General features: G+C 43.6%; 33 protein-coding genes. 16 read left to right on the top strand and 17 right to left on the bottom strand.

Annotated elements, in window-relative coordinates:
• Positions 1–185: 185 nt before the first annotated feature.
• On the bottom strand, positions 186–1,448 hold the full coding sequence (locus tag QT973_RS22645) for a lipid-A-disaccharide synthase (RefSeq protein WP_333340493.1): 1,263 nt from the start codon (positions 1,446–1,448) through the stop codon (positions 186–188).
• A gap of 36 nt (positions 1,449–1,484) precedes the next feature.
• Here QT973_RS22645 and QT973_RS22640 point away from each other — a divergent pair, with 36 nt between their 5' ends.
• From QT973_RS22640 to QT973_RS22630, 3 genes are all read left to right on the top strand, one after another.
• Entirely contained in the window at positions 1,485–1,961 is a 477-nt protein-coding gene (locus QT973_RS22640; RefSeq protein WP_333054080.1) for an ankyrin repeat domain-containing protein, read from the top strand.
• A 218-nt stretch (positions 1,962–2,179) separates the two neighbouring features.
• Positions 2,180–2,368, top strand: coding sequence for a hypothetical protein (locus tag QT973_RS22635; protein ID WP_333054079.1), 189 nt, complete (start codon positions 2,180–2,182; stop codon positions 2,366–2,368).
• A gap of 9 nt (positions 2,369–2,377) precedes the next feature.
• On the top strand, positions 2,378–2,839 hold the full coding sequence (locus QT973_RS22630; RefSeq protein WP_333298287.1) for a Uma2 family endonuclease: 462 nt from the start codon (positions 2,378–2,380) through the stop codon (positions 2,837–2,839).
• 80 nt (positions 2,840–2,919) lie between these two features.
• Here the strand turns inward: QT973_RS22630 and QT973_RS22625 are convergent, their stop codons facing one another.
• The 3 genes from QT973_RS22625 to QT973_RS22615 all read right to left on the bottom strand — a co-directional run bounded on the left by QT973_RS22625 (position 2,920) and on the right by QT973_RS22615 (position 6,375).
• The gene (locus QT973_RS22625; RefSeq protein WP_333054078.1) at positions 2,920–3,972 is read right to left on the bottom strand and encodes a calcium-binding protein; all 1,053 of its coding nucleotides are present in this window, start codon (positions 3,970–3,972) and stop codon (positions 2,920–2,922) included.
• A 251-nt stretch (positions 3,973–4,223) separates the two neighbouring features.
• The gene (locus tag QT973_RS22620) at positions 4,224–5,261 is read right to left on the bottom strand and encodes a calcium-binding protein (RefSeq protein ID WP_333212321.1); all 1,038 of its coding nucleotides are present in this window, start codon (positions 5,259–5,261) and stop codon (positions 4,224–4,226) included.
• Positions 5,262–5,391: 130 nt separating this feature from the next.
• The gene (locus QT973_RS22615; RefSeq protein ID WP_333054076.1) at positions 5,392–6,375 is read right to left on the bottom strand and encodes a calcium-binding protein; all 984 of its coding nucleotides are present in this window, start codon (positions 6,373–6,375) and stop codon (positions 5,392–5,394) included.
• 535 nt (positions 6,376–6,910) lie between these two features.
• Here QT973_RS22615 and QT973_RS22610 point away from each other — a divergent pair.
• The 5 genes from QT973_RS22610 to QT973_RS22590 all read left to right on the top strand — a co-directional run bounded on the left by QT973_RS22610 (position 6,911) and on the right by QT973_RS22590 (position 14,918).
• Positions 6,911–10,906 (top strand): magnesium chelatase subunit H, encoded by a 3,996-nt coding sequence (locus QT973_RS22610; RefSeq protein ID WP_333212322.1) that lies wholly within the window; start codon positions 6,911–6,913, stop codon positions 10,904–10,906.
• A gap of 120 nt (positions 10,907–11,026) precedes the next feature.
• Entirely contained in the window at positions 11,027–13,114 is a 2,088-nt protein-coding gene (locus tag QT973_RS22605) for a DUF262 domain-containing HNH endonuclease family protein (RefSeq protein WP_333054073.1), read from the top strand.
• A gap of 45 nt (positions 13,115–13,159) precedes the next feature.
• A complete protein-coding gene (locus QT973_RS22600) occupies positions 13,160–13,498 on the top strand; it encodes a type II toxin-antitoxin system HicB family antitoxin (protein WP_333054071.1) in 339 nt (112 codons plus the stop codon).
• Between the two features lie 88 nt (positions 13,499–13,586).
• Positions 13,587–14,162, top strand: coding sequence for a Uma2 family endonuclease (locus QT973_RS22595; protein ID WP_333054070.1), 576 nt, complete (start codon positions 13,587–13,589; stop codon positions 14,160–14,162).
• Positions 14,163–14,255: 93 nt separating this feature from the next.
• Positions 14,256–14,918, top strand: a complete 663-nt coding sequence (locus tag QT973_RS22590; protein WP_333340486.1) for a Uma2 family endonuclease — start codon at positions 14,256–14,258, stop codon at positions 14,916–14,918.
• Positions 14,919–15,224: 306 nt separating this feature from the next.
• Here the strand turns inward: QT973_RS22590 and QT973_RS22585 are convergent, their stop codons facing one another.
• The gene (locus tag QT973_RS22585; protein ID WP_333392218.1) at positions 15,225–16,595 is read right to left on the bottom strand and encodes an NB-ARC domain-containing protein; all 1,371 of its coding nucleotides are present in this window, start codon (positions 16,593–16,595) and stop codon (positions 15,225–15,227) included.
• A gap of 172 nt (positions 16,596–16,767) precedes the next feature.
• Here QT973_RS22585 and QT973_RS22580 point away from each other — a divergent pair, with 172 nt between their 5' ends.
• A complete protein-coding gene (locus QT973_RS22580) occupies positions 16,768–17,217 on the top strand; it encodes a hypothetical protein (protein WP_333212331.1) in 450 nt (149 codons plus the stop codon).
• 75 nt (positions 17,218–17,292) lie between these two features.
• Positions 17,293–17,454 carry a hypothetical protein gene (locus QT973_RS22575; RefSeq protein ID WP_333212333.1) on the top strand — a complete coding sequence of 54 codons (162 nt, stop codon included), beginning with the start codon at positions 17,293–17,295 and terminating at the stop codon, positions 17,452–17,454.
• 72 nt (positions 17,455–17,526) lie between these two features.
• Here QT973_RS22575 and QT973_RS22570 read toward each other — a convergent pair whose 3' ends face one another.
• The 9 genes from QT973_RS22570 to QT973_RS22530 form a co-directional block, all read right to left on the bottom strand.
• Positions 17,527–17,772 carry a type II toxin-antitoxin system PemK/MazF family toxin gene (locus QT973_RS22570; protein ID WP_333234007.1) on the bottom strand — a complete coding sequence of 82 codons (246 nt, stop codon included), beginning with the start codon at positions 17,770–17,772 and terminating at the stop codon, positions 17,527–17,529.
• Complete coding sequence (locus QT973_RS22565; RefSeq protein WP_333206737.1) at positions 17,769–18,023, bottom strand: hypothetical protein; 255 nt, start codon at positions 18,021–18,023, stop codon at positions 17,769–17,771. The genes QT973_RS22570 and QT973_RS22565 overlap by 4 nt, the downstream gene beginning before the upstream one ends.
• A gap of 34 nt (positions 18,024–18,057) precedes the next feature.
• Complete coding sequence (locus QT973_RS22560) at positions 18,058–18,207, bottom strand: hypothetical protein (RefSeq protein WP_333212337.1); 150 nt, start codon at positions 18,205–18,207, stop codon at positions 18,058–18,060.
• Between the two features lie 84 nt (positions 18,208–18,291).
• On the bottom strand, positions 18,292–18,468 hold the full coding sequence (locus QT973_RS22555) for a DUF433 domain-containing protein (RefSeq protein ID WP_333212339.1): 177 nt from the start codon (positions 18,466–18,468) through the stop codon (positions 18,292–18,294).
• An 80-nt stretch (positions 18,469–18,548) separates the two neighbouring features.
• A complete protein-coding gene (locus QT973_RS22550; protein ID WP_333212341.1) occupies positions 18,549–18,761 on the bottom strand; it encodes a ParE family toxin-like protein in 213 nt (70 codons plus the stop codon).
• Between the two features lie 42 nt (positions 18,762–18,803).
• The gene (locus tag QT973_RS22545) at positions 18,804–19,004 is read right to left on the bottom strand and encodes a hypothetical protein (protein ID WP_333212343.1); all 201 of its coding nucleotides are present in this window, start codon (positions 19,002–19,004) and stop codon (positions 18,804–18,806) included.
• 115 nt (positions 19,005–19,119) lie between these two features.
• A complete protein-coding gene (locus QT973_RS22540; RefSeq protein WP_333234005.1) occupies positions 19,120–19,371 on the bottom strand; it encodes a type II toxin-antitoxin system RelE/ParE family toxin in 252 nt (83 codons plus the stop codon).
• Positions 19,368–19,610 carry a hypothetical protein gene (locus QT973_RS22535; protein ID WP_333234004.1) on the bottom strand — a complete coding sequence of 81 codons (243 nt, stop codon included), beginning with the start codon at positions 19,608–19,610 and terminating at the stop codon, positions 19,368–19,370. The genes QT973_RS22540 and QT973_RS22535 overlap by 4 nt, the downstream gene beginning before the upstream one ends.
• Before the next feature lie 103 nt (positions 19,611–19,713).
• Entirely contained in the window at positions 19,714–19,911 is a 198-nt protein-coding gene (locus QT973_RS22530; RefSeq protein ID WP_333212349.1) for a hypothetical protein, read from the bottom strand.
• A 154-nt stretch (positions 19,912–20,065) separates the two neighbouring features.
• Between QT973_RS22530 and QT973_RS22525 the strand changes: the two genes are divergently transcribed.
• The 3 genes from QT973_RS22525 to QT973_RS22515 all read left to right on the top strand — a co-directional run bounded on the left by QT973_RS22525 (position 20,066) and on the right by QT973_RS22515 (position 20,943).
• The gene (locus tag QT973_RS22525) at positions 20,066–20,326 is read left to right on the top strand and encodes a helix-turn-helix domain-containing protein (protein WP_333112273.1); all 261 of its coding nucleotides are present in this window, start codon (positions 20,066–20,068) and stop codon (positions 20,324–20,326) included.
• Positions 20,327–20,362: 36 nt separating this feature from the next.
• Positions 20,363–20,614, top strand: coding sequence for a helix-turn-helix transcriptional regulator (locus QT973_RS22520; RefSeq protein WP_333262724.1), 252 nt, complete (start codon positions 20,363–20,365; stop codon positions 20,612–20,614).
• 71 nt (positions 20,615–20,685) lie between these two features.
• Positions 20,686–20,943, top strand: a complete 258-nt coding sequence (locus QT973_RS22515; RefSeq protein WP_333085439.1) for a BrnA antitoxin family protein — start codon at positions 20,686–20,688, stop codon at positions 20,941–20,943.
• Positions 20,944–20,994: 51 nt separating this feature from the next.
• Here QT973_RS22515 and QT973_RS22510 read toward each other — a convergent pair whose 3' ends face one another.
• The 3 genes from QT973_RS22510 to QT973_RS22500 all read right to left on the bottom strand — a co-directional run bounded on the left by QT973_RS22510 (position 20,995) and on the right by QT973_RS22500 (position 23,031).
• A complete protein-coding gene (locus QT973_RS22510; RefSeq protein WP_333212355.1) occupies positions 20,995–21,360 on the bottom strand; it encodes a type II toxin-antitoxin system VapC family toxin in 366 nt (121 codons plus the stop codon).
• 3 nt (positions 21,361–21,363) lie between these two features.
• Positions 21,364–21,627, bottom strand: coding sequence for a hypothetical protein (locus QT973_RS22505; RefSeq protein ID WP_333212357.1), 264 nt, complete (start codon positions 21,625–21,627; stop codon positions 21,364–21,366).
• A 192-nt stretch (positions 21,628–21,819) separates the two neighbouring features.
• Positions 21,820–23,031 (bottom strand): glycosyltransferase family 2 protein, encoded by a 1,212-nt coding sequence (locus tag QT973_RS22500; RefSeq protein ID WP_333392213.1) that lies wholly within the window; start codon positions 23,029–23,031, stop codon positions 21,820–21,822.
• A 123-nt stretch (positions 23,032–23,154) separates the two neighbouring features.
• Between QT973_RS22500 and QT973_RS22495 the strand changes: the two genes are divergently transcribed.
• From QT973_RS22495 to glcD, 3 genes are all read left to right on the top strand, one after another.
• The gene (locus QT973_RS22495) at positions 23,155–23,547 is read left to right on the top strand and encodes a transporter (RefSeq protein WP_333054053.1); all 393 of its coding nucleotides are present in this window, start codon (positions 23,155–23,157) and stop codon (positions 23,545–23,547) included.
• A gap of 192 nt (positions 23,548–23,739) precedes the next feature.
• Positions 23,740–24,624 carry a DUF6671 family protein gene (locus QT973_RS22490; protein WP_333054052.1) on the top strand — a complete coding sequence of 295 codons (885 nt, stop codon included), beginning with the start codon at positions 23,740–23,742 and terminating at the stop codon, positions 24,622–24,624.
• 69 nt (positions 24,625–24,693) lie between these two features.
• A complete protein-coding gene (glcD, locus tag QT973_RS22485; protein WP_333212363.1) occupies positions 24,694–26,169 on the top strand; it encodes a glycolate oxidase subunit GlcD in 1,476 nt (491 codons plus the stop codon).
• Positions 26,170–26,328: the final 159 nt, after the last annotated feature.

The following is a 26,328-nucleotide window of genomic DNA, read 5'->3' as shown; positions in this document are numbered from 1 at the left end:
GAATTACCGTCAGAGATTTGTGGTGAACCCGCCCCTACGATACAAATCAAATTATTTCCTATTTTATTTATAAAATAGGGGAATAATGCAGATTGAGATTTACCGTTGGGTGGGGGCGGGTTTATTTAGATTATGAATTACAGTCAGAGATAGTTGGTGAACCTGCCCCTACCAGGTTTTATTGATTATTGCACCTCAATTTCTTCACAAACCAATTCAGCAATTTTTTTCGCCGCCCCCGATTCTCCTCGAACCGCACGCAAACGATCGCCCATTTGTGCTAATTTATCAGGATGGCTCAAATAGTCGATCGCCAATTGAGCAATTACTTCCGGTTCCAGCTTCCCAATTAACTCCGGCACAATCTCCTCCTGTGCCCAAATATTCGGCCAAGCATAAAGCTTTCCCTTTCCCAATTGCCAGATTAGCCAATTAATCGCCGTAGCAAAAACTGAACCGACTAACGGCAAATTAGCCAGCAAACCGGGCAAACCATCCCAAGCTTTCATCGCATCCAATTGCTGCGTGGGTATCAAAACAATCATCGGTACGGCTAACGAACCCAATTCGGCAGTATTCGCTCCCACAGTAGTTAAACAAAGGCTGCATTCTGATAGCAAATCGTAGGCTGGTGTCTGCGTCCAAAGTTCTACTTGCAAGTTATTTTCTGTCTGCAAAAACGGCGTTTCTGTTAAATGAAGTTCGGCGCTAGCGTTCTCAAATAAATGCAGGCAAGGATTTTGTTTCGGATCGGCAAAACGTGCTAGAGTTTGCACATCTATCGTAGGAGCAACGGGAATTACAAAGCGAGTTTGAGGGCGAAGGCGATGGATGGATTGGGCGATCGACAAACATAACGGTACACCTAAAGCTAATTTAGCCGCTTTAGAACCGGGCAACAATCCAATTAATTCTATTTTCCGTAGGGGCGCTGCCCCCGTGCCCGCCCTGCCCGATTTCTCGTTCCCTACTTCGGCGATCAAATCTCCAACAACTGTAAATTTATTAGCATAATTTTGGGGAATTTTAGCAAAAACTTCTGGTTTCATCGCCGCAAATTTATCAATCCAGCGATACCAGCGCGCGTCCCATTCAGCATAAATAACAGTGCGATATTTTAGCCTTTTTCCAATAACAACCGTAAAAAATTGATCGCCGCCTAAAAACAAAACAACTCCTGTTTCATACCAATCCCAATTTCCAGCAGTTTTGCCCGATAATAAGAATGGAAAAAAATGCTCCGGTGCTTGCACTCTGTCAACTTCTGGGTAGGAAAAAGCGATTTGTGCTTCTTTCCCGGTGGCGTGCGGACAGGGGGACAGCACCACAGAGATTCGCGCTTGAGTGCCCGCGTTTGCTAATTGCTGGCGCAAAGCTTGCACCACGGGACGCACCCAAGTTGCCAATTCTCCGGGGCCGTTGGAGAGGATTAAAATATCTACTGCCATAGGATTTAAGATTTGAAAGGATGCAAGGGAGAATTTATGACAAATTTAATTGATGCCGTCAAGACGGGTGATGTTGCCGCTGTAGAAAGTGCGATCGAACAGCGTGCAGATATCAATGCCAAAGATGAGGAAGGTGCGACGGCTTTGACAACTGCGGCTGAGGCTGGCAATTCGGCGATCGTCAAAAAATTGCTGGCGGTTGGTGCGGATGTCAACAGTCAGGATAATGACGGGTGGACGCCGTTAATGAGTGCCGCTGCTGCCGGACATACGGAGATTGTACAGCTTTTGCTGGAGGCGGGGGCGGATGTGAATGCTAAAACTAATTTTGGTTTGACGGCTTTGATGAGTGCTGCAGGTAGCGGGCGCACTCAAGTTGTGGAATTTTTAATCGATAAAGGAGCTGATATCAAAGCGTATGATAATAATACTTGGACTGCCTTAATTTGGGCGTCTTCCGAGGGTCACAAAGATGCGGTTGAGGTTTTGAAGCTAGCGCGCGATCGCCATTAGAACTATTGCCAAAATACAATGCACCCCACCCCAACCCTCCCCTTAGTAAGGGGAGGGGGCAAGATTATTCTTGTTTCCCCCCTTAATAAGGGGGGACTAAGGGGGGTGAATTTGACTTTTGCCACATATAATAGATTAAAAACTTAGAAACCGGGTTTATTCGAGAAACCCGGTTTCTGGAGGGTACAATTAATGAATAAATTTGCCCTTTTCCTATCATGGTACTGTTCGATCGAGAAATGCGTTTGCCAACTAGCGCCGAACTTCCTTCTTCGGATGATACTCCTGTGGATAACGAAAATCAAAACTTTCTTCCCAACTTACTGTTATTCTTGCTCAAATTTCACTGGCTGCAGCGGAACGACTGGTTTTTTGCCGTGGATATGGGAGTTTATCACACGACGTGAGTAAGTCATCTGGTTCCAATCGTTCCTGACGGCTTCTTGAGTTTGGGTGTCGAAAGATTCAAAGGCGATACTTTGCGCCTTAGTTACGTCCTGTGGGAAGAAAATAATATTCCCCCGATTTTTGCCCTAGAGATTGTTTCTCAAACTTACGGCGGTGAATACGATAAAAAAATTGATATTTATGCCCGGTTGGGCGTGCTGTACTATGTGATTTACAATCCCTACTACTGGCGACGAGACCAACATCAACCGTTTGAAGTTTATCGTTTGGTAAATGGCGAGTACGAACAGCAAATTGGTGAACCTTTCTGGATGCCGGAAGTGGGTTTAGGCATTGGTCGAGGTCGTTACAGCGATGGGGAAACACCGTTGGAGGTTTTGTACTGGTTTGACGAACGAGGTAGTAGGTATTTGACGGCTGAAGAATTGGTAGATCAATATCGCGATCGCTTCGGCGAGTTGCCGGAATAGGCAAGTGCGATCGCCCATTTTTTGAAAGTGCGATCGTAGCAACAGCACACCAATGCCACCCCCGAATAGGTGCGATAATTCTATCCAATTAAAAGTGTTGCAAAAGGCGATTCTGGTAATAGATTCAACTTGAGATTTCCGCCACCTTCAATAACCGCGATCGTGTCAAAGCGACTAACTTGAGTAACTCCATTTTGAAAATCGGTTGGAAAGCCGTTCGTTTGGATAGCTAAATCTCGATTATTGTTGATCGGAACAATCAAGAATTGCTCTAAATCATACCCTGCTAGCTGGATGCTGTCCTGACCTTGGGTAAAGTTCCGAATAGTAGCAAAACCCGACCCGATGTAGAACTGTGCGATTCCGGCCGGGTTCCCCTTACTGCCTACTAAAGGTGTACCAAGTACAAATGTATCGCGGCCACTACCGCCAAGGAGAGTATCGAATTCATTGTTGCCGTCACTTTCATAATTTCTACCGGAACCAAAGCCATTACCTGTACCTAAACCTACTTCAACTCCAATTAATTCAACTTTCCCCATCCCGGAACCAGTCAGGATGTCATTCCCGGAAGTTCCGACAAAAGTAGCAGACCGATTTGGCTCGTTTTTGCCGAAATTGACGTAATGTTCGCGACCAGTTTTCAAGGCTCCCGATTCTACAAACGGCAGAATGTCGAGGTTTTTTTGTAAGTATTCCGGTTCCAATAAAGAAGTCCCAAACTGACCGTCTTTGATGCCGAATTCAATGAAATGCTGGTAGCCATTTTTAAAAGTTCCATTCTGAATAAACGGCTGCAACTGTCGGTTATTTGCTACATAAAACGCTTCGTCATACTCAGCGGATACGCGAGTGCGACCTTCTTCGTAACCGAACTGGATAAAGTGGTCTAGCCCGGTCGCAAAAGGCGCATTTGGGTTGTTGGGGGTGCGGACTAAGGCAGCGATGTCGGGGTTGCCCGCAAGGTAAGTAGCTTCGTCAAAATATCGCGATACTTTAGTTAAGCCCCCGGCTTGACCGAATTTTTCAAAGTGTTCTTTTCCAGATTGGATAACTCCTGCATCAATGGCTGGTTTCACCCAAGGATATTGAGCAAGGTAGTATTTTTCGTCAAAAATTGCGTAATTAGCCATGTTTTCCCACTGCGGCTTTAATGAGCTGTTTATGCAATTTATCAATAATCTGAAACTGAGACAATTACCTGATCGGGTGATTTTTTCCAAGTGTCAGTCAAATCTCATTTAAGCTCTATAAAGATGTCGTAATTCATCGTTGTTTATTGGAGAAAGTAAAGTGCGATCGCGGAATGCGAGTTGTTGGCATAGGAAAGTGCGATCGCACTCCCCAGCAGCAATCAGGCAAATCCTGAATACCTTCGATATTTCTACCCAAGTAAAGCTCTAAAAAAACTAGAGTCTGGTAATGGATTCAACTTGAGATTTCCGCCACCTTCAATAACAGCCAGCGTGTCAAAGCTACTAATTTCTGTAACTCCATTTTTAACGACGGGCAAGCCGTTGGTTTGAATAGCTAAATCTCGATTATTGTTAATGGGAAACACCAATAATTCCTCTAAGGAAGTCCTTACTAGCTGAATATTATCCTGACCTTGGGTAAAGTTCCGAATTGTCGCAAAACCCGGCCCGATGTAGAACTGTTGGAGGTTCGACAAGCCCCCCATCGTGCCTAGTGGCAACTCTGACAAGTCGCCGAGCACGAATGTATCGCGACCGCTACCGCCAATTAGAGTATCGAATTCATTGCTGCCGTCACTTTCATACCGTCGAAGGCCCCTAGGGGCTTCTACTTCAACTCCAATTAATTCGACCTTCCCCACCCCTAAACCAGTGAGGATGTCATTGCCGGAAGTTCCGACAAAAGTCACCGGCCGACCGGTCGGATCGAATTGCCCAACCTTGAAATAGTATTCGCGAGGGGTTTTCAAGGTTCCAGATATGATCAGCCCAGCGGCCTCGTTATTGAAGAATTGTGGTTCAAAGAAAGAAGTAGGCAACCGACCGTCTTTTACCCCGAATTGAATGAAATGCTGGTAGCCATTTTTAAACGTTCCATTCTGAATAAACGGCTGCAAATCTCGGTTAGTTGCTACATAAAACGCTTCGTCATACTCAGGCGATACGCGAGTGCGACCTTCTTCGTAACCGTATTGGATAAAGTGATCTAAGCCTGTAGCAAAAGGCGCATTTGGATTGTTAGGAGTGCGGACAAAGGGTTTAAGCTCTGGATTTCCCTCAAGGTAAGTTTCTTCGTCAAAATACCGCGATATTTTGGTGAGGCCGGCGGCTTGACCAAATTTTTCAAAGTGTTCTCTTCCAGATTTGATGATGCCTGCATCAATGGCTGGTTTCAGCCACGGATATTGCGAAAGGTAGTATTGTTCGTCGAAGATATCGTAATTCATAGTTGGCTGTTTAAAGTAAAGTGCGATCGTACTTTTTTATAAAACCATCGCCCACCACCAATAAAAAATCATTAATCATCAGCCTGAGCTAATGACTAATGACCAATGACTAATGACCAGTGACCAATGACTATCCAATCAAGAAAGTACCATTACCGTTAGATTCTTGGAAGCTTAAACCCAAGCTTGCTCCTCCTTCAATCACGCCTAGCACGTCTCCAAAACGCTGGATTGACAAATTGCTACCAACCGGAGTCAGGCTGTAGCCGTTTAAAGAAGTTCCTTGCAGTTGGATAAAATCGCTTTCTATGTCGAAGTTGCGAATGGTAGCTTGACCGTTACCCAAATACAGCGGTGTCGGGGTGACATTCCCGGCTGTAGCAGGAACTCCGAGTACGAATCTATCAGCTCCCGGACCACCAATCAGGACATCGAATTCATTTGTGCCAAAGCTTTCATACTGCCGATTGCCTTGGGGATCAATACCTACTTCCACTCCCACAAGTTCGACATCGCCCACGCCCACACCAGTTAAAACATCGTTGGTACGGGTGCCGACAAAAGTCGCGTCGCGGGCAGGCTCAAATTGTCCAAAATTGAAAAAGTGTTCGCGCCCTGTTTTCAAGTTTCCAGAGTTGACAAACGGCACGATGTCGGGGTTTTCTTTTAAGTATTCCGGTTCAAAAAATGAAGTCCCAAACCGACCTTCTTTTGCCCCGAATTGAATGAAATGGTCGAAGCCTGATTTGAAAGTTCCGTTTTGAACGAACGGTTGGAGTTCAGAGTTGTTTGTTAAATAAAAGCTTTCGTTGTATTCGGGTGATACTTGGGCGCGGCGCTGTCCTTCATCGTAACCGAACTGGATAAAGTGATCGAGGCCTGTAGCAAAAGGTGCGTTTGGGTTGACTGTGCGGACAAAGGCTGCGAGGTCTTGATTCCCAGCAAGGTAAGCATTTTCGTCAAAATAACGCGATACTTTGGTTAGACCGCCGGCTTGACCAAATTTTTCAAAGTGTTCTCTCCCAGATGAGATGACTCCGGCGTCAATGGCTGGTTTGACCCAAGGATATGAAGCCAGGTAGAATTGTTCGTCGAAAATTGCGTAGTTAGCCATGTTTTCCCCCTAAAGTTTTGATGAGTTTGATCGTGAATATTCATTAGTTTTCGATGAACTGGAGCGCCGATCAGGAATTTACACCAAACGGACGTTATAAAATGGTTTTAAGTTCCTGGTATAATATCACTTTTTGTGACTCAGCAATTATCCGAAGGCTACATTATGCCTTCAAAAATTATACCTTTTTCCCCTCAGTTAATTGCTCTATCGCAAGTGTGATCACTTCTACAAAAGTGGGAACTTTTTTCAGGATTTTTTTCTCAATTTTTTGTTAATTTTAAATTATTTTTATCCTAATAATTAATCGTATACATATAATCACAATAAAGTCAAGTAAACTTTTGTAAATAAAAATTGGAGTATTTGCTCAAGGAATTTATAAAAAAATGTAACGAAAATTTGACCTAAATTTGTCGAATTGTGTCATGTGCAGGCTCAAATCGCCTAATGGCAAGCGTTTTCTGGTAAAAATGCTTATGGGATAAAAAAATTCCCGATTCCCGAAAACAGCATCTTAAAGGAGCCTAACCGGATGTTCACTCACGTCAAGCCCACCATTCGCCACGTCGTGCCGGAAAACTTGCAGGGGCGATCGCTCATGAAGGTGGTCTATGTCGTACTGGAACCGCAGTATCAAAGCGCCCTGTCGGCAGCGGTTCGATCGATAAACCAGAAAAATCCGAATTTGGCAATAGAAATCAGCGGCTACCTGATCGAGGAACTCCGCAGCCCGGAAAATTACGAGGCCTTCAAGCGGGATGTGGCGGATGCCAATGTATTTATTGCTTCTCTAATTTTCATCGAAGATTTGGCAGAAAAAGTTGTAGCGGCGGTGGAACCGCTGCGCGACAGCTTGGATGTCGCCGTCGTCTTCCCGTCGATGCCAGGGGTGATGCGACTCAATAAAATGGGCAGTTTCTCGATGGCACAGTTGGGACAAAGCAAAAGTGCGATCGGCGAATTCATGAAAAAACGGAAGGAAAAATCCGGGAGTTCCTTCCAAGACGGAATGCTGAAACTGCTGCAAACTTTGCCGAAAGTGCTGAAATATTTGCCCATCGACAAAGCCCAAGATGCCCGCAACTTCATGCTGAGTTTCCAGTATTGGCTGGGGGGTTCCCAAGAAAACTTGGAAAACTTCTTGCTGATGCTGTCACATAAATATGTCTTCAAAGGCCAGTCACAGCCGACTTTCCAAGAACCTGTTGTCTACCCAGACATGGGAATTTGGCATCCTTTGGCATCGTCGATGTTTGAAGATGTAAAAGCATATCTGACTTGGTTTAATGCCCGTACAGATATTTCTGCGGATCTCAAAGATCCCCTCGCACCCTGCATTGGTTTAGTGTTGCAACGCACTCACTTAGTCACAGGTGATGACGCGCACTATGTAGCAATGGTGCAGGAATTGGAGGCAATGGGGGCGCGGGTGGTGCCGATTTTTGCCGGCGGTTTGGACTTCTCGAAACCTGTGGAAACTTTTTTCTTGGAAGTCGGGGCAAAAGGTGTGACACCTCTGCCGATTGTTGATGCGGTGGTTTCTCTGACTGGTTTTGCTTTGGTGGGCGGCCCGGCGAAACAAGATCACCCGAAGGCGATCGAATCTTTGAAAAAATTAAATTGCCCTTACATGGTGGCTTTGCCGCTGGTTTTCCAAACGACGGAAGAATGGGAAGATAGCGATTTAGGCTTGCACCCGATTCAAGTTGCTTTGCAAGTTGCGATTCCTGAGTTGGATGGTGCGATCGAACCGATTATTGTGTCGGGACGCGATGGCGCAACTGGCAAGGCGATCGCCCTGCAAGATCGAATTGAAGCCATTTCCCAGCGCGCCATGAAATGGGCAATGCTGCGCCGCAAACCAAAATTAGATAAGAAAGTTGCGATCACAGTTTTCAGTTTTCCTCCAGATAAAGGCAACGTCGGAACAGCCGCTTACTTGGACGTTTTCGGCTCGATTTACGAAGTATTGAAAGCCTTAAAAGGTAATGGTTACGACTTGCCAGAATTGCCGGATTCCGCCGAAAAACTGATGCAAGAAGTCATCCATGACGCAACTGCCCAATACCAAAGTCCCGAATTAAATATTGCTTACCGGATGTCCGTAGCTGAATACGAAGAATTCACTCCTTACTCGGAACGGTTGCAAGAAAATTGGGGGCCGCCTCCGGGACATTTGAACAGCGACGGACAAAATTTGCTGATTTTTGGCAAACATTTTGGCAATGTGTTTATCGGAGTGCAACCTACTTTTGGATACGAAGGCGATCCGATGCGGTTGTTATTCTCTCGTTCTGCTAGCCCGCACCACGGTTTTGCTGCTTACTATACATATTTGGAGCGCATTTGGGGTGCGGATGCGGTGCTGCACTTTGGCACTCATGGTTCGCTAGAATTCATGCCCGGTAAGCAGATGGGAATGTCTGTCGATTGTTATCCTGACAGTTTGATCGGCAAGATTCCTAACCTCTATTATTACGCTGCTAATAATCCGAGTGAGGCAACAATTGCTAAGCGCCGCAGTTATGCTGAAACAATCAGTTATCTGACTCCTCCGGCTGAAAATGCTGGGTTGTACAAAGGTTTGCAGGAACTCAGCGAGTTAATTGCTTCTTATCAAACTTTGAAAGAGACTGGGCGCGGTGTGCCGATTGTGGATGCGATCGTCGAAAAATGCCGTTTGGTGAATTTGGATAAGGATATCGCGTTACCTCCCGAACAAGAACGAGGGGTTGCTGCGGATATGACTGCCGAGGAACGGGATAATTTAGTTGGCTTGGTTTACCGCAAGTTGATGGAGATTGAGTCGCGGTTGTTACCTTGCGGTTTGCACGTGATCGGTAAGCCGCCGACTGCTGAAGAGGCGATCGCAACTTTGGTTAACATTGCCAATTTAGACCGGGAAGAAGACGGATTAATCAGTTTGTCGCGGATTATTGCTCAAAGTCTCGATCGCAATATTGACGAGATATACACCAACAACGACAAAGGCATTTTAGCAGATGTTGAATTGTTACAAAACATCACCTTAGCCTGTCGGGATGCTGTTGGCGCTTTGGTGAAGGAACAAACCGATGCTGAGGGTCGAGTTTCGCTGGTTTCCAAGTTGAATTTCTTCAACATGGGCAAGAAAACACCTTGGATTGAAGCCTTGCACGCAGCGGGTTACAAAAAGGTCGATCCAGAACTGATTAAACCGCTGTTTGAGTATCTAGAATTCTGCTTGGAACAAGTTTGCGCCGATAACGAATTGGGCGCATTATTGCGCGCCCTAGAAGGCGAATACATTATCCCTGGCCCAGGCGGCGATCCGATTCGCAACCCGGATGTTTTGCCGACTGGGAAGAATATGCACGCTTTGGACCCGCAGTCAATCCCCACCACAGGGGCGATTAAGTCTGCTAAGGTTGTAGTCGATCGGCTGTTAGAAAGACAGCGCGTTGATAACGGCGGAAATTACCCAGAAACCATCGCCGTTGTGTTGTGGGGAACCGACAACATCAAGACTTACGGCGAATCCCTCGCCCAAGTAATGTGGATGGTGGGAGTGAAGCCAGTTCCCGACGCTTTGGGCCGGGTAAACAAACTCGAATTGCTTTCTTTAGAAGAGTTGGGACGCCCTCGGATCGACGTAGTAATTAACTGTTCTGGCGTATTCCGCGACTTGTTCATTAACCAAATGAATTTGTTAGATAAAGCCGTGAAAATGGCAGCGGAAGCCGACGAACCGTTAGAAATGAATTTCGTCCGCAAACACGCATTGAAGCAAGCGGAAGAAATGGGAATCAACCTGCGACAAGCAGCAACCCGCGTATTTTCCAATGCCTCTGGTTCCTATTCATCTAACGTCAACTTGGCGGTGGAAAACAGCACTTGGGAAAGCGAAGCCGAGTTGCAGGAAATGTACTTAACTCGCAAATCCTTCGCCTTTTCTTCCGACAATCCCGGAACAATGGAACAAGACCGGAAGATTTTTGAATCATCCTTGAAAACTGCGGAAGTCACCTTCCAGAACTTGGATTCTGCCGAGATTTCCCTAACCGACGTGTCGCACTATTTCGACTCCGATCCGACTAAATTGATCGGCAGTTTGCGCGCAGATGGGAAGAAACCGACATCCTTTGTTGCTGATACCACCACAGCCAACGCGCAGGTGCGGACGCTATCAGAAACCGTGCGTTTAGATTCGCGGACTAAGCTGCTGAATCCGAAATGGTACGAGGGGATGTTGTCGCACGGCTATGAAGGTGTGCGGGAGATTTCTAAGCGTCTGGTGAATACAACTGGATGGAGTGCAACGGCGGGCGCTGTGGATAATTGGGTGTATGAGGATGTCAACACTACGTTTATCCAAGATGAGGAAATGCAGAAGCGTTTGCTTAACTTAAATCCTCATTCGTTCCGCAAGATTGTCAGCACTTTGCTTGAGGTGAATGGCCGGGGTTATTGGGAGACTTCGGAGAACAATTTGGATCGTCTGCGTGAGTTGTATCAGGAGGTGGAAGACCGGATTGAGGGGGTAGAATAGGATTGTTTGGGGCAGGCCTCTGGGCCTGCCTCTTGACTATGATTAGAATATTCCACTTGGTAGCGATACCTGTGGCTTAAGTGACGAACAAATCTTTAGATATATTTGGAGTGATTGGCAATGAAAGCAGATAGTTGGAAAATTGCCAAAGTTTTCAGTTCCGGTGGTGAAATTCATTATGTTATGCCCCACTTTCAACGCCAATATAGTTGGGAAAAAACTGAATGGGAAGTGTTATTAAAGGATGCGATCGCAATTTATGATGAATACGATCCCGAAAAAGAACCAGAACATTTTATAGGATCTCTGGTAGTCATCAATGATGGAACACGCGGCATAATGACAGCTTTTAACTTGGTTGATGGCCAGCAACGTTTGACCACCTTATCCTTACTATTTCTTGTTTTGCGGGATATTATCAAGCCCACCGATCAAAAGCTTGCTAAGAAAATCAATAAATTTGTAGTCAATTCAGATGAAGAAGGCGAAGGTGATGTTTATTTTAAACTTTTACCAACCAATAAATATGGCGATCGCCAAGCTTATCAAGCGATTATTTTAGAAGAAAATTATAAGCAATTTACTGAATCTGGCATACCTAAAGCTTATAATTATTTTCTTCCCGAAATCGAATCTAAAGTTAAAGAAGGTGAACTAGATATTGGTAAGTTTTTTACAGTATTACAGAACTGTTTTCAACTTGTTTTCATAGAACTTAATAAAGATGAAAATCCTTATCATATTTTTGAAAGTCTGAATGCCAAAGGCAAACCGTTAACTCAGGCCGATTTAGTCCGCAACTATATGGCGATGATGTTACCAACATCTCAGCAAGAAAATGCTTTTACTAAATATTGGGAAAAAATTGAGGGATTATTGCAAGAAAAACGAATAGTTGGGAAATCAGGGATGGGTGAATTAACGGCTTTTCTTCGGCATTATTTAGCAATGGAAACGAGAAATCTTTGTGCCGAATCCCATATTTATGCACGATTTCGTGATTATTGTAAAAAATTAGATGACCAAGCATTTGTCCTAGAAATTGCTAATCTCCTAAAATTTGCTGAATATTATGACAAACTACTGCGACCTGACAATGAAGACAACGAAAATATTAAAATAGTATTATTGCGCCTCAATACTTTCGACCTTTCTACTGCTTATCCGTTTTTATTAACGCTCTATAATGAGTATAAATCTCAAAAGATTGATCGTGAGGAGTTTATCGAATGCTTAAAATCACTAGAAAATTATTTGGTTCGTCGGTATATTTGTGGAAAACAAACAAACTATCTTAATAAAATGTTCCCCTCCATTTGGAAAGATGTAGAAGCAATGAAAAATGAAGATGAAGAAATCACTTTGCCAGAAGCTTTGCAAAAAGTTTTGATTGCCAAGCAATATCCTAATGATAATGATGTTAGACAATCAATTAAAAGCCGTCAACTTTATGAGAAAAACACTCACAAAATATGTCTTGTTATAGAAACAATTAATCGCCACTTGTCTAAGGGAAAAGGTGGGTTTACTGTCCTTGATCAAAAATCAACTATTGAGCATATTTTGCCACAAACGTCAAGCGAAGATTGGGAGAATGAACTTGGAGGTGAATTTCAACAAATCTACCGAGATTATTTACATACCTTGGGGAATTTAACTTTAGTTACTCCTGAGTGGAATTCACAACTTTCTAATTCATCATTTCTGGTGAAAAAGCAAAAACTGGCTGAACACGCTTTGCGAATTAATAGTGACTATTTTTCTCAAAGTATTAACCGATGGGATGAAAAAGCTATTCTCGAACGAGCTAATTTTCTCAGCATTAAGTTTATCGAAATTTGGCCATCTCTTGGAGAACATGAAGTATTTCCTACTCGCACATCCGGTAAGCCAAAGTTGATTAAAATCTGTGGTGACGAAATTCCACTTCCTAAGCAAACCTGGCGACAAGTTACAATTCAATGCTGTGAGTGGGTGATTAAAAATAGATCGGATCGCTTTGAAAAGGCTAGAAATTTACTTAAACCTCATTTCCAAGAGAATCGCCCGGATAAAAATAGTGATGGAAATGAATGGCAGAAGTTAACAAATGGATATTGGGTTAATTTACACAAACCTGCGAAGGATCATAGAAAATTTTGTCGTCGTTTTCTAGAAGCAGTTGGGATCTCAGAAGACGATTGGAGTATCGAATATGTCAGTGATTAGGAATGATTATTTATAGTTTTGTTAAAAGGAAGAAGTATTACAACCATGATGACTTACAAAGGTTACAGTGCTAACATTGAAGTAGATTTAGCAGCCGAAATTCTTTTCGGACGAGTCCTCGATATTAATGACGTAGTGACTTTTAAAGCACAAACTATTGAAGAAGCTCGCCAAGAATTCCAAAATTCGATCGATGATTATCTAGACTTTTGCAAAGAATTAGGACAGGAACCTGATAAACCATTTTCAGGTAAACTTCCCTTCCGCACTACTCCCGAACATCACCGCAAAATCTTTATTGCAGCAAAGAAGGCTGGCAAAAGTATTAACAATTGGATGGATGAGGTTTTAATTAAGGCGGCAGAGCAAGCAATTAACACTTAATTAGCTTAGGATTGCGATCGCCCTCGCAACTCAGTCAATATGCTACAATCCCCAATAAAGGTCATTTAGCCCGCGATAAAATACCGCTATGACTACCCTCACCCTCAATCTAAACCCAATTATTAAGCTGACAGACGAGCAATTTTTTCAACTCTGTCAGGAGAATGAAAATATTAGATTGGAACGCACAGCGCAAGGAGAATTAATTATCATGTCACCAGCAGGAGGGGAAACTGGAAGCAGCAATGCAGGATTAACAGCACAGATTTGGATTTGGAATCAGCAGAGTAAACTGGGTAAAGTTTTTGATTCTTCAACAGGGTTCAAACTTCCTAATAATGCAAATAGAGCGCCTGATGCTTCTTGGGTAAAATTAGAACGCTGGGATGCACTAACTTCCGAACAACAAAAGAAATTTCCCCCCATTTGTCCTGATTTTGTGGTTGAGTTAATGTCTCCCAGCGATAGTTTGAAAGACACTCAGGATAAGATGAAAGAATATCGAGATAACGGTGCTGTTTTAGGTTGGTTGATTAATCGCAAATCACGGCAAGTAGAGATTTATCGTCAGGATCGAGAAGTTGAAGTGTTAGAATCTCCAGCCACTGTATCAGGTGAAGATGTTCTCCCCGGATTTATTTTGAATCTTGAATCAATCTGGTAATGTACGCGCGTGCGAAGCTATCCCGCAGGGAATCGCACCTGTCCAATGTTTAAGAGAGTAAAATAGAGTTAAAGTTCTCGTGGAGTATTTGCAATGGTTCAAACCCAGGCGTACAGTAAAGAAGAGCTTGCAGGTTCTCACCTGATTTTACATGATATCAGTTGGGAAACCTACGAACAGTTATTAGAAATATTTGCGGAACGTTCAACGCCGCGCATGACTTACTATCAGGGAACTTTAGAACTCATGGTACCTTCACCAGAACATGAGAGGTATAGCTGGACTCTCTGTCGGCTAATTGTAGCGCTGTCTGAGGAAATTGGGATTGAAATTATCGGATTAAAATCATCTACTTGGCGTTCGGAACCCAAAAAAGCTGGTAACGAAGCTGATGAATGTTTTTATATTCAAAATGAAGCTTTAATGCGGGGAAAGTTAACTATCGATCTCAAAAATGACCCGCCGCCAGACTTAGCTGTGGAAATTGATTTGACTAGCTCATCTATCAATAAAATGGCGGTTTATGCGGAACTTAAAGTGCCGGAGGTTTGGATTTGGAAGAAGGGGAAACTAATAATTAACATTTTAAATGATACGGGTTATGTCGAGTCGGAAACCAGTTTGGCATTTGCCTCCTTTCCTGTCAAAGAACTGGCACAGTTTATGAACCTCGACTCAGAAAAGGGAGAGAATGCGAGAATTAGAGAGTTTCGGGAGTGGGCGCGATCGCACTTACAGCATATTCCAGGTTTGTGAAGTACACCTCAGAAACCGGGTTTCTTTACAGTTCTAGCCTTTAAACTGATTCTGTTCAAGAAACCCGGTTTCTCTGTACTACACATATATGGAATATGCTGTAAATTAAATCCGGGTTTGTTACCTCGACATCTTGCACCATTTTTAATAACCTGTAGGGGCGGGTTCGCCAATAGCCTGAAAGATTGCAGACAGATTAAATAAACCCGCCCTCGTCCCCTACTCCCCACGAATAACCCTGTCTGGTAAAATAAAGACGACGGTTGAAACCGCAACTACATCAACAAAGCCCGGATGGTGCGCGGACTAAGAATACTGAGTTTTCACATACTGTTTCAGCACAGGATTCAAACTAAACAAAGTTATCTGTTCCTGTTCCTGCGTATCCAATAAAAACCGATTTCCAAGAGAGCGCACTGCATTGACTATTTCTGACGGCGAAAATGGTATTTTGTTTAAAAATTGCGACACAGCCACGGGTTCAGGTTGATTAGCCAGGTGAGTCATCAGTGCCAACTCTGCCGGAGTCAAACGCCCAAAAGGTTGAGATAACTGAGATTGCAACCCTTCATCTAAAATCGGCATCTCGCAGTGCAAAAACTCAGAAACTCTCCCCCCAAACAACTCTTGAATCAGGGTTGCAGTGAACTCCAACCACAGAGGATTGCCTTGATAAATGTCAATCAAAGTTGACCATGTTTCCTCATCGGATAACTTTTGTGAGTTCAAAATCTCTTTAGCAGCTTCTCCCAAACTTCCCAATACAAAACATCGCACGGGATGATGATCTTTTGATAATCTGGCAATTTCTCTGGGTTTTTCCCAACTATTCAATATCAAACTACTTTGATGACAGACTTCGGCAATTAGTTTAAAAAATAACTGATAATCTTCATATCCAGTTTTATATTGTCCCGCTAGTTGCCCGCTGCCGAAAAGCATCTGTACGTCATCGAGGACAATCAGACAGCGGTTTTTTCGCAGGTAATCGAGGATTTGGGCAATTTTGGTTTCGATGCTTTGGGGAATTTCTGATTGTTGGGAAAAGATTTGCAGCAGGTTGGTGAGGGTTGCATCGAGGGTGGGGGAAAAGCGGAGGCTGCGATAGATGACGTAATCGAATTGGGTTTTGATGCGATCGATCAGGCTTAGGGAGAGGGTTGTTTTGCCGATGCCGCTAATACCTAAAATGGTAATGAGGCGAATCTCTTGATTAATTACCCAATCTTTGAGAGTAGAGAGTTCGTTATTTCGGCTGTAAAAATAGGGAAATTTAGGGGCGTTATTGAGGTGAAGTTTAGGGCTAAATATTTTTTGCTTTGAGGGTGAGTTATTTTTGGGATGATTAGTTTTGTTACAGACGCTAATGTTATTAGTAACCCCTACAATACCACTAACAATTACACCAGAAACTTGATTAAAATTTGTTTTTTCTAAAATAGCTTTAACGTTAGCTTTTCTAACCTTTTCTCCTAATAACTCAGACAAAAGTTTCCATAAATCAGAAGCGGTATCACCGACATGACTTTCACTATATCCAGATTTGATAGCAATTTCAGAATAAGTTTTATCTTGTAAAGTACCTTCTAAAACAGATTTTTGTATAAAATCCAGATGTGACCCTGTTTTCTCAAAAAGTAGCTCATCTAAAATATCAACAACCTGGGCTATGTTCATAAATTAAAAAGATGTGATAATTTTAGTCATTATATCATAAGTTTCCTAAGTTTCCTAAGTTTCCTAATTTAATTGTCATTATTAAGTCCCGAAGTTTCCTAAACAGGTACTTGGTTGATGTAGTTTAGAATATTTTAAAACGTATGTATCTTACCACACAGGAGTTTTTTAAATGAAAATTAAAACTTTTGTAATATTAGGTTCCCTGTTTGCCAGTTTGGGATTTTTTTCAGCAACAACAGTATTAGCTCAAGGCAAAATTGTAAATTATCAAGGGAAACAATATCTTGTACTACCAAAAAGTGAAGAACTAGGACCAAGTGTGCGCTGTAGCCGTGATGGTGAAAGCTGCTATTCTTTAGGTATAGTTGATTGCAACGAAACGGCGTGTATATATGGATTGTCTCTGATCACTACGAGAACTATATTTCATAACCCTATCCATGCAGATGCTTGCTGGCGTGTCGGTTCTACCTATGAATACATCCTTGCAACCAGTGGTGTTGACTGTAGAATATATGGAGTGTCTAATCGAGTAATTCAAGAAAAAATGAGGCAGGGAGAAGATACTAAAAGAAGATTAGATGATGCTTATCGAAGGCTTCGAGAATTAAGCAATTAATCAGGTGACTTTGCACTAAATTACCTTCAGATTCAATAGGGTGATCCGTCCCTCAAACTAAACGTAGATTGATGTTTGCGTAGTTCAAATAAAATCACAGGCGATCGCCCTGATTTTCCCAAAGTGCGATCGCCCTTATCTTCCCAAAGTGCGATCGCCCTTATTTTCCCAAAGTACGATCGCCCATCTCTTCCTCAAGTGCAATTAAACTTGACCAGGCAAATCCAACGCAATTAATAGAGCTTGATTCACCAGAAGTATTGCTTGATCACTAAGCATTCCTCGTAAACTCAATAAACGAGATTTAGATCATACCCGTACTTGATCTGCCATAGCGATAGAATCATTGGTTAATCCACCGTCGGGAGCTTTAATTAATACCTGAGTGGGATAAACTCGTTTACCAGTTTGATAAGTAGTGCAGGGAATAGCCAAAACTACAGGGCTATATGTATTGATTGTAGCTCGACTAACGATGATAACAGGACGGGTTCCTCCTTGTTCAGAACCCTCAACAGGTTCAAGTCTAGCATCATAGACTTCTCCCCGGTTCATACAGAAGATTCTCCCAATTGCAAGGCTTCCCAACTCGCTACCGCAAACTCAGCCTCCATCTGTAGCACTTGAGCTTGATACTCTGGATCTTGTACCATTTCAATCAGTGCTGCATCAATGGACGATCGTTTACCCTGAGTCTGGGTTGTTACCCGATCGCGCATCAATGCTGACAATACTTCTAAAAGCTGCTGTTGCTCGTCAGGAGTGAGATTTTGAGCCTGACTCAGTACCTCGCTATAAGTAGACATAGGCTTTATGTTGAGATTTTTTGGCTGATTGTTATTATAGCAATTTAGGATCGAGGGAAGTGCGATCGCCCTTATTTTCCCAAAGTGCGATCGCCCTTATCTTCCTCAAGTCCGATCGCCCTTTTCTTTCCAACACCAAACTAATTAACACCCTATCTAAGCGGTTTTCTAAACCGATGTCCATCAGGTTCTACAACCACAAATGCCCCTTTTAGTTCTACTTCAGAGTAATTTTCTATAACTCCTCCTAGTTCCTTATGAACTTCATTTAACGCAAGCACGCCCGAATATCATCCATTTCCAGATCGGGATAGTAGTCTCGGATAATTTCTCCAAAAGAAAGCCCTTCATTTAGTAATTCGAGAACGCTCTGTACAGTAATGCGCGTACCCATTATGCAAGGCTTACCGAAGTGAATTTGAGGGTTGACGGAGATTCTGTCCATTTTGACCACGCAGCTCTATGTCTCTTCTATTTTAAGTCATCAGGTAGGCGATCGCAACCTGTATTTTTTCACCAGTGGCATTATTTACCAATCAGCCGATCGTACTCTGCGTGAGTACCAATCCAAAACCACAAAATACCTGTTTTAATTTCAATACCCAACGCCCGATAAGCTTGTCCGGCCCTTACAGACCAATAATTACCAACCTTCTTAAAATGCAGAGAAGGATGAGACGGATCTGCCTTCAGCAACTCATAACACTGATCTGCTGTAGCTTGTACACTTGATGGCAAAGCATTGTAACAATCCCAAAACTTTCTCCTTCGTATAGTGCATTAAATCGCTCGATAATTACCACTCTCACAATCTGCGATCGCTTCTGCTGCTAAAGCATCCAGTTTACCCTCAGCAATATCTTTCTCTAACTGAACATCCCATCGTTGGTAATCCAAATTTAGAAACCACTCTAACAACTCTCCAATCTTGTTGGGCGGAAGTTGGAGAATCGCATTTTCTATCTGTTCAAGAGTCAACATAGGCTATCTTAACTTACACTAAAGTTCGTTGATTTTTTTGCTGGTTATTTATTATATCTCAATTCGGGATTCGGGGAAAAGCGATCGCCCTTATCTTCCCAAAGTACGATCGCCCTTATTTGTAAACATCCCCCCTAGAATTAATCGCAGTCACAACATATACTTGGTTTTCCCTGTCTTCTACAAAAAGTATCCGATATTTACCCACTCGCAGCCTTAATTCAGGACGACCTTTAAGTTGCTTAATGTCAAGCCCTCTATCGTCACTTACTAAAGTATCTAAAGCATTGACAATTCGTACTTGGTCATCCGGTTGCATTCGCGATAAATAGCGTTCTGCTGCTTTCAGGAGAATGTAGTCAGTCAATTTTTTTCTCCAAATAGCTTCAATTTGAGTTCTTGGGAGGATATCCCCCGATCGCGACCAGCTTGGTAATCTTGCCAAGCAGCCTCGCTCTCTGCTATTTCTTCTGCTGAAATTACTTCATCATCTTCGGCAACTTCTTCCCGTAACTGAATCATCTTTTTCAAGTCTTCTAATAACCGCAGTTGGTCTGCAAGCGTGAGGCTTTTAACTTGATTCAGTACCTTGCTATAAGTAAACATAGACTTGGTTGTAAGAGTTTTTGCTTGCTCTCTATTATATCTCCATTTAAAATTATGGAAAAAGCGATCGCCCTTTTATTCCCAAAGTTCGATCGCTCTTATACTATCTTGCACAATTTGTTAGCTGTTGCGAATTCACCTCAAAGGCGATCGCAAACTCCGCTTGCGGCAGCAATCTTTTGATAATCCGCAAGTGTTCCTCGGCATCGTTTCGGCGGCGAAAACGCGCCACAGTCAGGCGTTGCAGGTTGGGCAGGTGGCGGTAAATCACCCACGGGTAAAGTTGTTGTTTGTAGTTCATCCTAGTTCTGCAATAGATTGCGGACAAAATGAGACACTAGAAAGGCAGGACAAGTTAACCCCTAACTAGCTTTTAGTGGTTTGTCCTCTCTTAGTTACTTTAACGCCATTATGACGCGCCATTAATTGTATGTCAATATGACGCGCCAAATTTTATGAAAAAAGACAGAAGGCCTCAAGATAGTGATTCACCAATAGAGACGCTGAGAATTGAGCGGACGCAGCTTTCTCAGGCGGAATTTGCGGTGCAGTGCGGTATCCCCTTGCGAACTTATCAGCGGTGGATTTCCGGCGAAACAGAAGCAAAACCAACGCCTCGGCAGTGGAAAACCATGATGCGATTGCTACAAATTGAATCAGCCCTGGAAATTCCCGATGATTTCGGACCGATCGCTGTGAAGGAAAATGAAGATTAGAAAACCATCGCTTTCTGGGCGATCGTACCCGGTATTATGACAAAGCGAAGACAACCTCAAGAAGAAGCTGGCGAATCACCGCTGAAAAAGCTCAGAGATGAGTTAGGAATGTCCCAAGAAGAATTTGCTAGGCAAATTGGGACATCGGTACGCACTGTGAGTCGCTGGGAAGCCGGAGATAACGTGCCGACATTCACAATTGCCCAGATGAAAGCTTTGGCAAATTTTTTGCGATCGCGCGGGTTAACTCTTGATGACTTGCCCGATCGCTTTGGCCCGCCTGAGTGAGTATCCGATCGCCCTTTATGCTATATTCTAAGTATACACGCTTTGTATATACATTTTTAGTTACTTTGAATATGACTATCTCGCGCAAACGACTTGAAGAATTAGAAAATATTCCAGAATCTGCGATCGATACCTCTGATATTCCTGAATTAGATGCGAATTTTTGGGCAAAAGCAAAACTCGTAACACCACTGACAAAACAAGCTATTTCTTTAAGAGTTGATAGCGATGTATTAGATTGGTTTAAAAGCCAAGGAAAAGGCTATCAATCTCTAATGAACGCTGTGCTGCGCTCTTATGTTGAACATCATGTAAAAAGCAGTGAATAAATAAATGTACGATCGCCCTTATCTTCCCCAAAGTGCGATCGCCCATCTTTCTTAAACCTCAAACGGGTTAATCAGTGTGAGTTCAGCAATCCACAGAAAATCCCCTATATTTCTTGTTACTAAAGTTCTGTCATATACCAAAGCCGTTGCCGCAATAATAGCATCCCCAAGTGTCATGCTCCTTATCTCTCGCAACAGCACTGCGCGATCGAGTACAGTGTTAGAAATTGGTACAACCTCCACCACACCAAAGAATTCCTCAAAGTACAATCTATACTCTTCAGTTAGCCGATGATAACCCAAGACTTCAAGGTAACTTATTGCCGACACAATTATGTCATTTTCGCCAATAAAATGCCTAATCTGCGAGTTTTCTGGCTGGGAAGCGTAGATAATAATATTACTGTCTAGCAACATTCATTATTCATCCCTACCTGGAAGTGGACGGTCTTGACGCAAATCTCGCTGCCATTCCACTGGATCGCTAATATCAGCAAATACATTGTTTGCTGCAATTTTTTCCAATACTTCAACTATTCTATGACGGCGAAACTCCGCACTTAAAGTCGATCTATCTTCTTGTAAAGTAACGTAAACTCTGACAGGCCTATCGCCCTGTGTTGGAACCTCATTAACCCATTCTAAAAGGTTTCCCTTTAATATAGCCTCAAATATTCGCTGCATAGCTAATATCAACTATTCTTTATTTTTAATATTATAACAATTTTGAGCATTAAAGCTACCTGTTTGATTATACCAGATAGTCTGAAATTTTGGTCCTGCGGCCCTGATTTTCCCTGCAGTGCGATCGCCCTGAACTTCCCCTGCATTGCGATTTAGTTTTGAGGAATAATGTTGCCAGTAACTTTAATGTGATCACCTACGCTTCAAGCTCAGCACGCTGAGAAAAAAGCTCGACAAAACCATCTGCAAACCGACAGTCAGGCAAGTGAGCGAGGGAATAACCAAACGCAGAGTTTTAGAAGGGTCGAGAGTACCAAAAGCCGTTTCGCTCCAGATAGTTAATGACAAGAACGAGCCAACTATTCCGATTAAAATCAGCGTGACTCCGACAATCAATCCTGTCTCTAGGGTGACATAGCGAAATATTTTGTTTAGTTTGGGGTCTTCGGGCAGGAATTTCTCGCTGATGGCGAAAACTTTGGTGAAAAAAGCGAAAGTTACTGCTTGAAAACCGATGATAATTGCGATCGCACCATAAAGCAGCGTGTGTACATCAAAGCTGATACTCCCAATCTTTTGAGTACCGGGTAACAGCCAAATGCTAACAATTAGACCCCAAATCATCAGCGCAGTACCCGGATACAAAAACAGCCACCGAGGACTGTAAAGCAGCAAAAATCGCAGGTGCCGCCAGCCATCTCGCCAAGTTCTCAAGTGCGGCGGCCGGCTGCGGCCGTCGGGAGAAAGTACGGTTGGAACTTCAGTTATCCGCAGCTTGTATACAGAGGCCTTGACCACCATTTCGCTAGCAAATTCCATCCCCGTTGTTTGCAAGTCGAGTTTCAAAATTGAGTCTCTCCTAAAACCCCTGAGTCCGCAGTGAAAATCGCCGACGGGACTTGCAAAAAATAGCCGCCCAACCCATGTCAGCACCGGATTTCCTAAATATTTGTGCAGCGGCGGCATTGCACCCGGTTTGATGCCCCCTTGAAAGCGGTTTCCCATCACTAAGTCGAAACCTTCTCGCAATTTGTGGACAAAAAAGCCGAGGTTGGAAAAATTGTAGCTGTCGTCAGCATCGCCCATGATAATATAAACTCCGCGCGCTGCGATGATGCCTCCCATCAGGGCGCTGCCGTAGCCTTTGGCTGCTACGGGCACAACTCTCGCTCCCATTCTGGTAGCGATAGCTTGAGAACCGTCAGTGCTGCCGTTGTCTGCTATGATGACCTCGCCTGCAATATCAAGTTCGCGCAGGGACTTCTGTGCCTTCTCGATGCAGATTTCTAAAGTTTCTGCTTCGTTCAGACAAGGCATGACTATCGATAGTTCTAGAGTGTATTCTCCGCTTGGGTTGGTCTGCTCTGCCATATATTTGTTCGACTCTCGATCGCGATCGACCATACTTGATTTTCCCGTATCTCTGCTTAAAATATTAGTGGTGAATAAAACCTAGCCAAACTTAATTAAAGTTTTTCAGGTTTTTGGGAACGGCAATTTTTGATTGTACTATAGGTTAGTAAATTTATGAATAGAAGCGTTTTTCTGTTATTGCTTGCTGCAATATTGTGCGGCGTCGCAGGTCAATTTAGTCTGAAGGCAGGAGCTAAAATATTAGGGCCCATTGGCGCTGCTAATTTAATAGAAAAAATTATAGCAATGGCTACTCAGCCGTTGATAGTAACTGGTCTTTCTTTGTATGCAATTTCTTCGATCGGCTTTATTGTAGTTTTGTCGCGGGCAAACCTTAGCATAGTCTCGCCTTTACTGTCAATTAGTTACCTATTTACTGTTTTAGGTGGCAAACTGATATTTCACGAGCCTTTGCCGCCGCTGCGGTTGGTAGGCGTGGCGCTAATTATGACGGGAGTAATTTTTGTACTCAGAGGTCAAGCTGGGGGAGTGACTGGAGGCAACTAATACGATTTTAGATTTTAGATTTTAGATTGACGATTGACGATTGGAGAATTTTAAATTAAGTCCACAGGTGAATATCACGGATATTTAACTGAGTTCTAAAATTTAGATTCGGAAGTTAAGTCAGGGTTTCTATCGGTTGTGGGGCGGTGGAAAGGGTGTATGTGAGTTTTTTTCCTAAAATAATGCTGCTGTATGTCTAATATTTATGAGCCTGTGAATCCCAATCAATTATTGAGAGATCGCACCGCAGTTCTTGCTACCATGCACCAAAAAGAACGGGTGATGGCTCCCGTTTTGGAACGAGAATTTGGCGTAAATATTCTAGTACCTGCGGCGCTTGACACAGACAGTTTCGGCACATTCACCAGAGAAGTTAAACGCTTAGGAACACAAATAGAAGCGGCTCGCCATAAAGCACAAAAAGCCCTAGAAATTGCGGGCGAAACTCTTGCCTTTGCCAGCGAAGGTTTTTTCGGTCCTCACCCAATGATGCCCTATCTGCCAGCTAACAGAGAAATCGTAATTTTATTAGATCGAGCCAACAATCTAGAACTCATCGGCGACTCTTTCTCGGTTGAAACTAACTACAGTCACCAGTTAGTTTCCAGTATAGAAGAAGCAGATGATTTTGCTAAAAAAGCTGGATTTCCCGAACACGCACTGGTGGTTATAGTTGGCGATGCTGCCCTCGGTAACGGCGAAATTGTCAAGGGCATTAAGACAGAAAAACAATTTTTTGACGCTGTGACAGCAGGCTTAAAAAAATCGTCAACCGGCAGAGTTCACATCGAAACAGATATGCGGGCGATGTACAATCCAACTCGGATGAAAAACATCGAAAATGCAACTCTGGATTTAGTTAAAAAATTTAAGCAATTCTGCCCGGAGTGCGGTTGGCCGGGATTCGATATTGCTGAGACGAAAATCGGATTGCCCTGCGAACTTTGCTATTTTCCGACTCAGCTAGTGCGATCGGCAATCTATAAATGCAAAAACTGCGGTTATACTAAAGAAAAACTATTTCCCGACGGTCGAGAGACTGCCGATCCTTCCCTGTGTCAATATTGCAACCCTTAGAAAAATAATTGGCTAAACTTAGTAAAATTTGTCACAATATTATTGATAGTTCCCTAATTAAATTCACTAATGATAGCCGTAGAAACAGAACGCAACTGGAAACCCGTTATTAAAGAATTCGAGGCTGTAGTCGGCAAAAATGGCGTCGTACAGCGCCGCGAAGAATTGATTGTCTACGAGTGCGACGGACTCGCCAGCTATCGCCAGCGACCCGCCGTGGTGGTATTGCCTCGAACTACAGAGGAAGTGGCGCAATTGGTCAAAATATGCGATCGCAACTCAATTCCCTGGGTTGCTAGAGGCGCAGGCACCGGCCTTTCCGGCGGCGCTTTGCCTGTAGAAAACTGCGTGCTGATTGTCACTGCCCTGATGCGAAAAATCCTGAAAGTAGACTTAGAAAATCAGCAAGTAGTCGTGCAACCGGGAGTAATTAATAACTGGGTAACGCAAGCAGTTAGCGGCGCTGGTTTCTACTACGCGCCAGATCCTTCCAGTCAAATTATTTGTTCGATTGGCGGCAACGTTGCCGAAAATTCTGGTGGCGTTCACTGCCTCAAATACGGAGTCACAACGAATCACGTTTTAGGATTAAAATTGGTACTTCCCGACGGTTCAATTGTCGATGTCGGTGGCGAAATTCCCGAAATGCCCGGTTACGATTTAACTGGTGTATTTGTCGGTTCCGAAGGCACTTTAGGAATCGCCACAGAAGTTACTTTGCGAATTCTCAAAGCGCCGGAATCTATTTGCGTTCTCCTAGCCGATTTTTCCAGTATAGAAGCAGCGGGCGAATCGGTTTCCGATATTATCAGCGCTGGCATTATTCCCGGCGGCATGGAAATTATGGACAACATCAGCATCAATGCTGTGGAAGATGTGGTGGCAACTGGATGTTATCCCCGCGATGCGGCGGCAATTCTCCTCGTAGAAATCGACGGTTTAGAAGTGGAAGTTGCCACAAACAAACAGCGAATTGCTGATATTTGCAAGCATAACGGAGCACGAAATATCACCACGGCAACTGACCCGGAAACGCGCCTAAAAATTTGGAAAGGGCGGAAAGCTGCTTTTGCTGCGGCGGGTCATCTCAGCCCGGATTATTACGTGCAAGACGGCGTAATTCCGCGAACGCAAATGGCTTATGTTTTGAAAGAAATTGAGGGCTTGAGCGAGAAATACGGTTATCGGATTGCGAATGTATTTCACGCGGGAGATGGGAATTTGCACCCGCTGATTCTGTACGATAACTCGGTAAAAGGTGCGCTGGAAAAGGTGGAAGAATTGGGCGGGGAAATTCTCAGGCTTTGCGTGAAAGTTGGGGGAAGTCTTTCGGGGGAACACGGCATCGGTGCTGACAAGAAGTGTTTTATGCCGGATATGTTTTCGGAGGTTGATTTGGAGACGATGCAGTGGGTGCGTCAGGTGTTTAATCCGAAAGGTTTAGCGAATCCTGGGAAGATGTTTCCGACGCCGAAGACTTGCGGGGAAGCGGCGAGGGCTAAGGTTGAAACTTTTAAGAAGTTGGAGGGTGCGGAGGTTTTTTAATTCGCTTTTTATGCGGGTAATGTGAGCAGAAAAACACCCTGAAGTTGTTTCTAGAATGGGGAGGCAGAGCCTCTAAGGAATCAGAATTAAATAACTTCCACTCTTGAAAGTGGGATGGGCGTCCCGCCCGTCCAAAAAGGACGGGCGGGACGCCCATCC

Origin of the sequence: Microcoleus sp. Z1_A1 (genome assembly GCF_036700305.1) — a bacterium.
In the GTDB taxonomy this organism is placed as follows: domain Bacteria; phylum Cyanobacteriota; class Cyanobacteriia; order Cyanobacteriales; family Microcoleaceae; genus Microcoleus.
The sequence above is the reverse complement of the archived record's forward strand: the minus strand, read 5'-3'. Positions and strand labels throughout refer to the sequence as shown.

Coding starts and splice junctions, on each gene's coding strand:
- QT973_RS22645 (WP_333340493.1), bottom strand. CDS start 1,448: ATGGCAGTAGATATTTTAATCCTCTCCAACGGCCCCGGAGAATTGGCA.
- QT973_RS22640 (WP_333054080.1), top strand. CDS start 1,485: ATGACAAATTTAATTGATGCCGTCAAGACGGGTGATGTTGCCGCTGTA.
- QT973_RS22635 (WP_333054079.1), top strand. CDS start 2,180: ATGGTACTGTTCGATCGAGAAATGCGTTTGCCAACTAGCGCCGAACTT.
- QT973_RS22625 (WP_333054078.1), bottom strand. CDS start 3,972: ATGGCTAATTACGCAATTTTTGACGAAAAATACTACCTTGCTCAATAT.
- QT973_RS22620 (WP_333212321.1), bottom strand. CDS start 5,261: ATGAATTACGATATCTTCGACGAACAATACTACCTTTCGCAATATCCG.
- QT973_RS22615 (WP_333054076.1), bottom strand. CDS start 6,375: ATGGCTAACTACGCAATTTTCGACGAACAATTCTACCTGGCTTCATAT.
- QT973_RS22610 (WP_333212322.1), top strand. CDS start 6,911: ATGTTCACTCACGTCAAGCCCACCATTCGCCACGTCGTGCCGGAAAAC.
- QT973_RS22605 (WP_333054073.1), top strand. CDS start 11,027: ATGAAAGCAGATAGTTGGAAAATTGCCAAAGTTTTCAGTTCCGGTGGT.
- QT973_RS22600 (WP_333054071.1), top strand. CDS start 13,160: ATGATGACTTACAAAGGTTACAGTGCTAACATTGAAGTAGATTTAGCA.
- QT973_RS22595 (WP_333054070.1), top strand. CDS start 13,587: ATGACTACCCTCACCCTCAATCTAAACCCAATTATTAAGCTGACAGAC.
- QT973_RS22590 (WP_333340486.1), top strand. CDS start 14,256: ATGGTTCAAACCCAGGCGTACAGTAAAGAAGAGCTTGCAGGTTCTCAC.
- QT973_RS22585 (WP_333392218.1), bottom strand. CDS start 16,595: ATGAACATAGCCCAGGTTGTTGATATTTTAGATGAGCTACTTTTTGAG.
- QT973_RS22580 (WP_333212331.1), top strand. CDS start 16,768: ATGAAAATTAAAACTTTTGTAATATTAGGTTCCCTGTTTGCCAGTTTG.
- QT973_RS22570 (WP_333234007.1), bottom strand. CDS start 17,772: ATGAACCGGGGAGAAGTCTATGATGCTAGACTTGAACCTGTTGAGGGT.
- QT973_RS22565 (WP_333206737.1), bottom strand. CDS start 18,023: ATGTCTACTTATAGCGAGGTACTGAGTCAGGCTCAAAATCTCACTCCT.
- QT973_RS22560 (WP_333212337.1), bottom strand. CDS start 18,207: ATGGACATCGGTTTAGAAAACCGCTTAGATAGGGTGTTAATTAGTTTG.
- QT973_RS22555 (WP_333212339.1), bottom strand. CDS start 18,468: ATGGACAGAATCTCCGTCAACCCTCAAATTCACTTCGGTAAGCCTTGC.
- QT973_RS22545 (WP_333212343.1), bottom strand. CDS start 19,004: ATGTTGACTCTTGAACAGATAGAAAATGCGATTCTCCAACTTCCGCCC.
- QT973_RS22535 (WP_333234004.1), bottom strand. CDS start 19,610: ATGTTTACTTATAGCAAGGTACTGAATCAAGTTAAAAGCCTCACGCTT.
- QT973_RS22530 (WP_333212349.1), bottom strand. CDS start 19,911: ATGAACTACAAACAACAACTTTACCCGTGGGTGATTTACCGCCACCTG.
- QT973_RS22525 (WP_333112273.1), top strand. CDS start 20,066: ATGAAAAAAGACAGAAGGCCTCAAGATAGTGATTCACCAATAGAGACG.
- QT973_RS22520 (WP_333262724.1), top strand. CDS start 20,363: ATGACAAAGCGAAGACAACCTCAAGAAGAAGCTGGCGAATCACCGCTG.
- QT973_RS22515 (WP_333085439.1), top strand. CDS start 20,686: ATGACTATCTCGCGCAAACGACTTGAAGAATTAGAAAATATTCCAGAA.
- QT973_RS22510 (WP_333212355.1), bottom strand. CDS start 21,360: ATGTTGCTAGACAGTAATATTATTATCTACGCTTCCCAGCCAGAAAAC.
- QT973_RS22505 (WP_333212357.1), bottom strand. CDS start 21,627: ATGCAGCGAATATTTGAGGCTATATTAAAGGGAAACCTTTTAGAATGG.
- QT973_RS22500 (WP_333392213.1), bottom strand. CDS start 23,031: ATGGTCGATCGCGATCGAGAGTCGAACAAATATATGGCAGAGCAGACC.
- QT973_RS22495 (WP_333054053.1), top strand. CDS start 23,155: ATGAATAGAAGCGTTTTTCTGTTATTGCTTGCTGCAATATTGTGCGGC.
- QT973_RS22490 (WP_333054052.1), top strand. CDS start 23,740: ATGTCTAATATTTATGAGCCTGTGAATCCCAATCAATTATTGAGAGAT.
- glcD (WP_333212363.1), top strand. CDS start 24,694: ATGATAGCCGTAGAAACAGAACGCAACTGGAAACCCGTTATTAAAGAA.